This is a genomic window from Streptomyces sp. NPDC056527 (assembly GCF_042794475.1).
In the GTDB taxonomy this organism is placed as follows: domain Bacteria; phylum Actinomycetota; class Actinomycetes; order Streptomycetales; family Streptomycetaceae; genus Streptomyces.
Genome location: NZ_JBHTTQ010000179.1, coordinates 1 through 7,807 on the forward strand (window position 1 = coordinate 1; position 7,807 = coordinate 7,807).

At 70.3% G+C, this 7,807-nt stretch carries 9 protein-coding genes; 4 read left to right on the plus strand and 5 right to left on the minus strand.

The genetic code is table 11. The features are described 5' to 3' along the window. Positions 1-47: 47 nt before the first annotated feature. The 5 genes from ACFQ7Q_RS36875 to ACFQ7Q_RS36895 are packed head-to-tail and all read right to left on the minus strand — an operon-like array spanning position 48 to position 4,194. On the minus strand, positions 48-1,469 hold the full coding sequence (locus tag ACFQ7Q_RS36875; RefSeq protein WP_383563239.1) for a cytochrome P450: 1,422 nt from the start codon (positions 1,467-1,469) through the stop codon (positions 48-50). Next, on the minus strand, positions 1,466-2,086 hold the full coding sequence (locus ACFQ7Q_RS36880; protein WP_383563242.1) for an ATP/GTP-binding protein: 621 nt from the start codon (positions 2,084-2,086) through the stop codon (positions 1,466-1,468). The genes ACFQ7Q_RS36875 and ACFQ7Q_RS36880 overlap by 4 nt, the downstream gene beginning before the upstream one ends. Next, positions 2,067-2,423, minus strand: coding sequence for a DUF742 domain-containing protein (locus tag ACFQ7Q_RS36885; protein ID WP_383563245.1), 357 nt, complete (start codon positions 2,421-2,423; stop codon positions 2,067-2,069). The genes ACFQ7Q_RS36880 and ACFQ7Q_RS36885 overlap by 20 nt, the downstream gene beginning before the upstream one ends. Continuing rightward, positions 2,420-2,809, minus strand: coding sequence for a roadblock/LC7 domain-containing protein (locus tag ACFQ7Q_RS36890; RefSeq protein WP_329112770.1), 390 nt, complete (start codon positions 2,807-2,809; stop codon positions 2,420-2,422). Before ACFQ7Q_RS36890 ends, ACFQ7Q_RS36885 begins: the two co-directional genes overlap by 4 nt. 20 nt (positions 2,810-2,829) lie before the next feature. Continuing rightward, positions 2,830-4,194, minus strand: coding sequence for a sensor histidine kinase (locus tag ACFQ7Q_RS36895; RefSeq protein ID WP_383563248.1), 1,365 nt, complete (start codon positions 4,192-4,194; stop codon positions 2,830-2,832). 1,046 nt (positions 4,195-5,240) lie between these two features. Between ACFQ7Q_RS36895 and ACFQ7Q_RS36900 the strand changes: the two genes are divergently transcribed. The 4 genes from ACFQ7Q_RS36900 to ACFQ7Q_RS36915 are packed head-to-tail and all read left to right on the plus strand — an operon-like array spanning position 5,241 to position 7,559. Beyond that, positions 5,241-6,209: a hypothetical protein gene (locus ACFQ7Q_RS36900; RefSeq protein ID WP_383563251.1), complete on the plus strand. Its 969-nt coding sequence runs from the start codon at positions 5,241-5,243 to the stop codon at positions 6,207-6,209. A gap of 26 nt (positions 6,210-6,235) precedes the next feature. Beyond that, on the plus strand, positions 6,236-6,424 hold the full coding sequence (locus tag ACFQ7Q_RS36905) for a hypothetical protein (protein ID WP_383563254.1): 189 nt from the start codon (positions 6,236-6,238) through the stop codon (positions 6,422-6,424). Between the two features lie 41 nt (positions 6,425-6,465). Beyond that, entirely contained in the window at positions 6,466-6,657 is a 192-nt protein-coding gene (locus tag ACFQ7Q_RS36910; RefSeq protein ID WP_383563257.1) for a hypothetical protein, read from the plus strand. A gap of 50 nt (positions 6,658-6,707) precedes the next feature. Next, the gene (locus tag ACFQ7Q_RS36915) at positions 6,708-7,559 is read left to right on the plus strand and encodes a S8 family serine peptidase (RefSeq protein WP_383563260.1); all 852 of its coding nucleotides are present in this window, start codon (positions 6,708-6,710) and stop codon (positions 7,557-7,559) included. Positions 7,560-7,807: the final 248 nt, after the last annotated feature.

Sequence of the window (7,807 nt, forward strand, 5' to 3'; positions counted from 1 at the left end):
TGGTCCGGCAGCCCCTCGCCTGTGGTCGCGGCTCCGTTGCGACCGGGCTATCGCAGCCGCAGCAACCGCCTCAGCCGCGCCCGCCACGAGACGCGGGGTTCGGATACCGGCACGCGGGGCGCCGCAGGCATGCCGATGGTCGGCGGGGGCGGGGCCGGCAGCGGTGCCAGCAGGTCGCGGGTCTCCGGAACGCGGCCGGCGAACTTCACGGGCAGGGCCGTCAGATGCCGGGCCCAGGTCGAGGAGCGCCAGGTGAGCTCGGACTCGGCGATCGCGAGGCTGATGTCGGGAAGCCGGGTGAGCAGGATGTCGATGCCGGTGTCGGCGATGACACGACCGATGTCCTGGCCGGGGCACTCATGGGCGCCCGCGCTGAAGGACAGGTGCGCGCGGTTGTGGTGCACGCGGGTCGAGGGATCCTGGCGGACGGCCTGATCGACGTTGCCGGCGGCCAGTCCGAGCAGCAGCATGTCGCCCGCCTTGATCTCCTGACCGCCGAGCGAGGTGTCGCCGGTGGCCCAGCGGCCCGGGCACACCATCAACGGCGGCTCGTCCCAGAGCACCTGCTCCACCGCCTCGGGCAGGGTCATCTGGCCGCCGGCCAACGACCCACGGAACCGCGGGTCGGTCACCGTCATCCGCAGCACGTTGGCCATCAGATTGGCGGTCGTCTCGTATCCCGCGAGCAGGATGAGGCGCAGGTGGTGCTGCACCTCCTCGTCGCTGAGGTCGGCCGGGTGGGCCATCAGCACGGAGGCGATGTCCTGCCCGGGCACGGCGCGCTTGGCGGCGACGAGCTGCTTGAGGGTCTCCAGGACATAGGCGTTGCTGGCGAGCGACGTCTCGGTGGCCTTGAAGAGGTCCCGGGCGGCGTGGACGAGCTTGGGACCGTCCTCGTCCGGCATCCCCAGCAGGTGGGTGAGGACGAGCATGGGCAGGGGCTCGGTGAACTGACCGACCAGCTCCGTCCTGCCGCTCTCGCAGAACTCGTCGATCAGCTGGTGCGCGAAGCGGGTGATGTGGCGGCGGATGCCACGCTGGTCGAACTGGTTGAGGCTGGCCGTCACCGCGCCACGCAGGCGCTGGTGCTCTTCGCCGTCCGCACAGACACAGTCGGGACGCCAGCCGATCATCGGCACGAGCGGCGAGGTCTCGGCGTCGATCTCGCCGCTCTTCCACCCGTGCCAGGTGCGGGGGTCGCGGGAGAACTGGGTGGAACGGGTGGCCACATCACGGTTCTCGAGGTAGCCCAGGACGAGCCAGGCACGGACGTCCCCTTCGAGCAGGACGGGTGCCACCGGACCGTGGGCGGCACGCAGCTTCTCGTACAGACCCATGGGGTCGGTCTCGGCTGCGGCGCCATGGAGCCGGGTCACTCCCTCGACTCCCGCGGCGGCGTGGGCCGGGCAGCTCGGGGGCGGGACGAGCCCCGGTTCCGTGGTGGTGTGGTCAGCGGGCGGGAAGGTCATGCGGACTCCTGAGCGGCGGCGAGGGTGCACAGGTAGCCCATCAGCGAGAGCAGCGCGTCGCGGCAGGACGACCGGTCACGCGCGTCACAGGTGACGATGGGCACGGATTCGTTGAGGTCCAGGGCGGAACGCAGAGCAGCGATCGGATGCTGCGGGGCCTCGGGGAAGGTGTTGACGGCCACGACGAAGGGCACGCGGCGGTCTTCCAGGCGGGTGATGATCTCGAAGCAGACTTCGATCCTCCGGGTGTCGACGAGGACCACGGCGCCGAGCGCGCCTTCGAAGATGCCGTTCCACAGGAACCAGAACCGCTCCTGCCCCGGCGTCCCGAAGAGATAGAGGATCAGCTCCTCGTTGATGCTGATGCGGCCGAAGTCCATGGCGACGGTGGTGGTGTTCTTGCCCTCCGCGCCGGGGTTGTGGTCGATCCCGACGCCGGCCTGCGTCATGGTCTCTTCCGTGGTCAGCGGCGAGATCTCGCTCACCGCCCCGACCATGGTCGTCTTGCCGACCCCGAAGCCGCCGACAATGACGACCTTGACTCCCCGGGCGCCGTGCGGCAGCAGCACGTCCGTGCCGCGGGGGCCGGTGGGTGCGTCAGAGATTGCGTAGTCCATGGATCACCGCCTCCAGAAGGCCGAGTTCGGGAACCGCCGCGACGGGAACGGGAGCGATGGCCTCGACTCGCCCGTCCTCGACGAGCTGGGAGAGCAGCGCCGTGAGGACGCTGAACGGCAGACTGAGATACGCGGATATCTCGGCCACCGACAGCGGGTACTGGCACATGCTGAGGATCGCCGCCTGCTCTGGTTGCATCGCGGGTTCGGGTGCGGACCTCGACGTGATGAGGGTGACCAGGTTGAAGGCCTTCGCCGTGGAACCCGGGCCACCGGAGATGACGTACAGCGGTACGGGACTGCCTTCATCCCATGAGTCCTGGTGCTCTGACGTCACATCGCCTGCCCGACGTCATCCCGAGGCGGACTGGTCATGTGCTGGCCGATCCTGACCACGAGCGTGCGCATGCGGTCGCCCAGCAACCCCGCGTCCACCTCCTCGTCGGCCAGCACCGCGAGATAGGCCCCAGGTCCTGCCGCCATCAGGGAGAAGTAGCCGCCGTCGACCTCGATGCCGACCATGCGCGTCGAGCCGTCTCCGTGGGGGAACTTCTGCGCGATGGCCTTCGCCAGGCTCTGCATGCCCGAGCAGGCGGCGGCGATGGCGTCAGCGGTGTCGGTCTCCGTGTTCGCTTGACCGATGCACAAACCGTCCGACGACAGTGCGACCACGTGTCGCACGTACGGGACGCTGGCCGCGAGCTCCTTGAGCATCCAGTCCATGTTTGGCAGTGGCGTCACGGTTACTCATCCTCATCTGATGGCTCGCTGGTGTGGCTGGAAGGGTCGATACCCGACCTCTTGTCACCGCTGAACGCCTCCCACATCAGGCCCGGCTGCCGGGCGGCGCCGGCCGTCCCGGCGGCCGGAGTGGTGGGGGGCTGGGGGGCCGTGCGGACGACCGGTGTCGGAACGGGCGACTCCCGTCGCCGCTGCGGCAGCCCGTTGACGGTCTGTCTGACCTCGGCGGGTTCTGCTGCGGCATCGCGCGTCATCGTCGGCCTCGGCACGATCGGCGCGCCCAGGTGCTTCGGCGCGAACGGTTGGACCTTCTGGGGAGGCTGCTGAACCGTGGTGATCACGCTCCGCGGAACGAGCACCACGGCCCGCACTCCTCCGTAGGCGGAGGTGCGCAGATGGACTTCGAGGCCGTTCTCGCGGGCCAGCCTGCTGACGACGGGCAGGCCGAGCTGCGTCGCCTCGCCCAGGTCGGCCAGGTCCAGGCCCGACGCCGCCCGCGCCATGACGCGGTCGATGCGCTGCCGGACCTCTTCGGTGAGCCCGACCCCACGGTCCTCGATCTCGATGGCGATACCGGACGGCACCTCGCTCGCGCTCACCTCGACCGGGGTGTGCGGCGGCGAGAAGGTCGTGGCGTTGTCCAGCAACTCGGCGAGCACATGGATCAGCGGCTCGGCTCCCTGGCCGATCACGGCCACTTCCGTCACCGACTGCAGCTTCACGCGGGGATAGTCCACGATGCGTGACATGGCCCCACGCACGACGTCGTAGAGGGGGATCGCCTTCGACCACTGGCGCCCGGGCCGGGCGTCACCCAGTACGGCGACGCTCGCCGCGAGGCGTCCGATCAGGGCGTTGCGATGGTCGATGGCCTGCAGGCCGTGGGAGACCACGAGATCCGTACCGTGCAGGATCTGCATGTCGCGGAGGTCCTTGGCTAGCTGATGCACGATCGCCTGGACCCTTCGCGCGATCGCCACCAGTGCTCGCTGGGAGGAGTCCCGCGTGTGCTCCTCGGCCTCCACGGCTTCCAGGAGCGTCCGCAGCGCCTGCCGGAGCGCTTCGGCGAACTCGCTGTCGAGGTGTTCCCCGAACGAGACGGACTGCAGGATCTCCGAAGCGGGGTCACCCTTCTGCATCCGGGCGACGGCCGCGGGGAGGAGTTCCTCGGCGAGCCATACCGTGGTGGCCCGCTGATCCGCGAGGCGCCCGAGCAGCGCGGCTTCACGTTGCGCGTAGTACTGCTGTACCTCGGCACTCGCCCGCGCGTGGCGGGCCTCCTCCGCCGAGCGCGCCCGGCGCGCCGTACCGGCCGAGACGATGGCGGTCAGGACGACGGCGACGAGGCCGCACCAGGCAACCGGCACGCGTATCTGCGCGGGGACGAAGATCAGCGCTATGCCGCAGGCCCCGGCCAGAACACCGGGGGGGACTAGCCATGCCGGAGCCGCTGCGCGTGGCAGGCCTCCGGGCGTTGAACCTGTACGAACCATCGAGGGGTCCCTAAACAGTCTGGAATGAGTGGACTGGGGGTGGTGCGGCGCGCCGACAGGAGCGGTCGGTACTTCGCCGGGCCGAGCAGAGGTGTTCTGATGGGTGCCCCCGACGGTTCGGTTCGAGATCGCATCGGTGGTCACGCCTCCCTGCGGCCAGGCTCCGTCCATGCGCGGCACAGCGTTCGGTGACTCGCTGTGAGTGCAGCGCAACACGCAGGGGAGAATAGTCAGTTCGGGTACGCCATGTGACCTTGCTGGAACGAGAACCTCCGCACCGACCGACCTCGACCAGAATTGATCGATCGCTGCCCTTGCGGGCACCGCAAACGCATGGAATCGACCACATCCAGCAGCAATCGCATGACAGTCAACCCCCGCCCATCTGACGCCCATTCAGGTGTCGAGGGCCCCTCTCATTGACGCGCCACGGTCGCTCGTCGCCGCTGCGGCGCGGGGCCGACCGGTCCGGTTCGATCGGCGTGCGGCCGGAGCCTCTCGGGAGGAAAATGGTGGGGGGTGGGAGCGCGCCGTGTGGCGCCGTGTGGTTCAACCCCGGGATGTGAGCAGGATGGTTGACAGTGCAACGAGCGGTCGGGGTGCGCCTCGGGGACGAGCGGCACGCGACTCCCGTGGCACTCGCCACGACAAGGCCCGCCATCAAGTCCGCATCCCCGGCTTCGCGCGCGAGGGTACGGAGACCGGGCTCGGCGACGCCGTCGCCCGGGTGACCTCGGCGGTGGGGATCCGGCCCTGCGGTGGCTGTGGCCGCAGGGCCGACGCGCTGAACCGGTGGATGACGATCGGCGGCGGGCGGGGCCTCTGAGGCGCTGCGCGAAGCGCCCGCACGACAGGGCGCCGGAGGCGGAGTCCCCCACCCCGGTCTGACGGTCCGACAGAGTGTGCGTGAGGAGTGACTGATGGACCCCGAGATCACCGACACCGGCATCGCCACGAGTCCCCCGCCCGAGGCCCAGGTACGCAACCCTCCCGCCCCGACGCCCGCCCCCGAGGATCTCCGCACCGCGCCCGCCGCCGAGCCGACCGTCACCCAGGCCGGCTGCGGCTGCGCCACAGCCGCCGCCCCGGACGGCGGAGGAGGCGACGGCGACACCACCGCCGGCTACGTCTACGTGCTGGGTGGCGTCCACGCCGTCTTCCCCGACGCCTCCGTCCAGCACGAGTTCCTCCATGTCGCGGGCGCCGACGGCAGGACCGACAACACCGACGCCGACGCGATGTACCGGGTCCTCTCCGCACCGGAGAACCGCTACATCGCCCGGCAGATGTGCTTCGTCCTCTCCGTCCAGGGCGTCGACACCTACATCCTGGACCCGACCGACCCGACCGATCTGGACGATCTCGTGGAGGCCCTGCGCCCGGTCCCCGACCACCGCGACCTCGCCGTGGTCGTCGGCCGTCTCGGCCCGATCGCTCCCCCGGGCGCCTGCCAGGGACTCTCCGTCCCCGTCGTCCGCGTCGAGAAGATCTGGGCATTCGACAGCAAGGAGCTGATGCGGGCGATCGACCGCCCCGACGGCACCTCCCGCAAGGAGTTCGAGCGGGGCGCCGGCGCACTGCTCGACCGCCTGCTGCAGCTCAACGACAACACGGGAACCGACCCGGCCGGACGGGCCCTCAACTATCTGATGGTGAGGTCCCAGGCGATCTACAAGACGTCCAACGAGAAGCGCGAGCAGGGCTACGTCCTCTCGGCGGTGGAAGCCTCGCCGTCCCGGCTCAGCACCGGGTCGCAGACCGTCGTCACGGTCGTCTTCTCGTACACCCACCGCCAGACCAACGTCGTCGAGAAGAGCTTCGTCCGCGTGGGTCTCGCCGGTCTTTTCCCCTTCCTGGTCTCCCCGTTCCAGGACTACTACGACCGGTAACCGTCGAGAGAAGGAGGCGAACGGACATGCGTATCCCCGGATTCGCCGTCGAGCCGCCGGCACACGGCGTGCCCACCGGTGACCTGCTCCACCCCCAGTTCTTCACCTGCGAGGAGGAGTTGCGCCCGGTCTGCCGCCACAAGTGCAAGGGTTCGCCCAACTACCAGAAGTGCGTGCAGCGTTGCGTGACCGAGCTGTGCTCGGAAACGTGGTGACCGCCCGGCACCCGCTACGCGAGGAGAAGAGGTGACGTCCGATGCGCATCCCCGGATTCGAGCGCGAACTCGAGAGCGCGCGCCCGGTCCCGGAAACGCGGGGCGACCGGCTCTTCCCGCAGCTGGAGTCGTACTGCGCGAGGGAGTGTCGTGTCGTCTGCGACGACGACCACCCGTGGGGCTCGCCCGAGTGGTACGAGTGCTTCGACTACTGCATGGAGACGTGCCGGTGACCCCGTAGTCCGCTCGCGCACCCCGGTGGGCGGAGGAGAGAGGGGCGCCCGTGGACCCCCTGGACCTGGTCGGCCTCAGGCCGCTGATGGCGCGCACCGCCGGCCGGTCCTCGGTCGTGGTGGGCCTGATCGACGGCCGTGTCGCCCTGGACCATCCCGCCTTGGAGGGCCACCCGGTCCGCGAGCTGACGGCCGTGGCGGGAGCCTGCCGCGGCACCGACGTGTGCTGTGCGCACGGCACGGCGGTCGCCGGGATCATCGCCGGGAACAACGGCGTCTGCCCTCGGTGCACCCTCGTGTCCCGGCCGCTGTTCACCGACCGTCCGACCGACGGCGGTCCGGCGACCTGCCTTTCCGGCGTACGGACGGGAGAGCTGGCCGAGGCGATCATGGAGACCGTCGACGCGGGCGCCCATGTCCTGAACCTCAGCATGGCCCAGCCCTCGCCCTCCGGTGTCCGCGACCACGCGCTGGAGACCGCCCTCGACCACGCCGCCGACCGGGGCGTGGTCGTCGTGGTCGCCGCCGGGAACCAGGGCAGGGTGGGCCCCTCCGTCCTCACCGACCATCCGTGGGTCGTCCCGGTGACCGCGTACGACCGCGCCGGGCACCCGATGCCGCAGTCCAACCGCGGTGTGTCCATCGGCCGGAACGGAGTCGGCGCCCCCGGCGACCGCGTCCCGGGGCTGGGACTCGACGGCCGCCCCCTCGTCCTGAGCGGTACGAGCGCCGCAGCGCCCTTCGTCACGGGTACCGTCGCCCTCCTCCGTTCGGCCTTCCCGAAGGCCGGCCCCGCGGCCGTACGGTACGCGATCACCCACGGGCCCGGCCGCCGGCGCTCGGTGACCCCGCCGCTGCTGGACGCCGGGGCCGCGTGGACCACGCTCCGGGACGTGGTGTGACGGCGACGCTCCCGTGACGCGGACGCAGTCGAGGTGAGTGACACCTCGACGTGCCCGAACTCCCTTGTTACCGAAGGGGAACCTCAGATCTTGCGCAAAGAACCTGGGGATGTGTTGCCCGTGCCGGTTTCGATTGCGAGGGTGATGCATCGAACCATCGAGCGGTTCCGCTCCCCTCACGGGGCCGCTCCCCGGCCGCCTCCTCCTCCCCGGCGGACGGGCCCGAGACCAGGACCGCGGGGCGAATC

What these genes read in the sequence shown, in the direction of transcription:
- ACFQ7Q_RS36875 (WP_383563239.1), bottom strand. Translation starts at nt 1,469, where the DNA reads ATGACCTTCCCGCCCGCTGACCACACCACCACGGAACCGGGGCTCGTC.
- ACFQ7Q_RS36880 (WP_383563242.1), bottom strand. Translation starts at nt 2,086, where the DNA reads ATGGACTACGCAATCTCTGACGCACCCACCGGCCCCCGCGGCACGGAC.
- ACFQ7Q_RS36890 (WP_329112770.1), bottom strand. Translation starts at nt 2,809, where the DNA reads ATGGACTGGATGCTCAAGGAGCTCGCGGCCAGCGTCCCGTACGTGCGA.
- ACFQ7Q_RS36900 (WP_383563251.1), top strand. Translation starts at nt 5,241, where the DNA reads ATGGACCCCGAGATCACCGACACCGGCATCGCCACGAGTCCCCCGCCC.
- ACFQ7Q_RS36905 (WP_383563254.1), top strand. Translation starts at nt 6,236, where the DNA reads ATGCGTATCCCCGGATTCGCCGTCGAGCCGCCGGCACACGGCGTGCCC.
- ACFQ7Q_RS36910 (WP_383563257.1), top strand. Translation starts at nt 6,466, where the DNA reads ATGCGCATCCCCGGATTCGAGCGCGAACTCGAGAGCGCGCGCCCGGTC.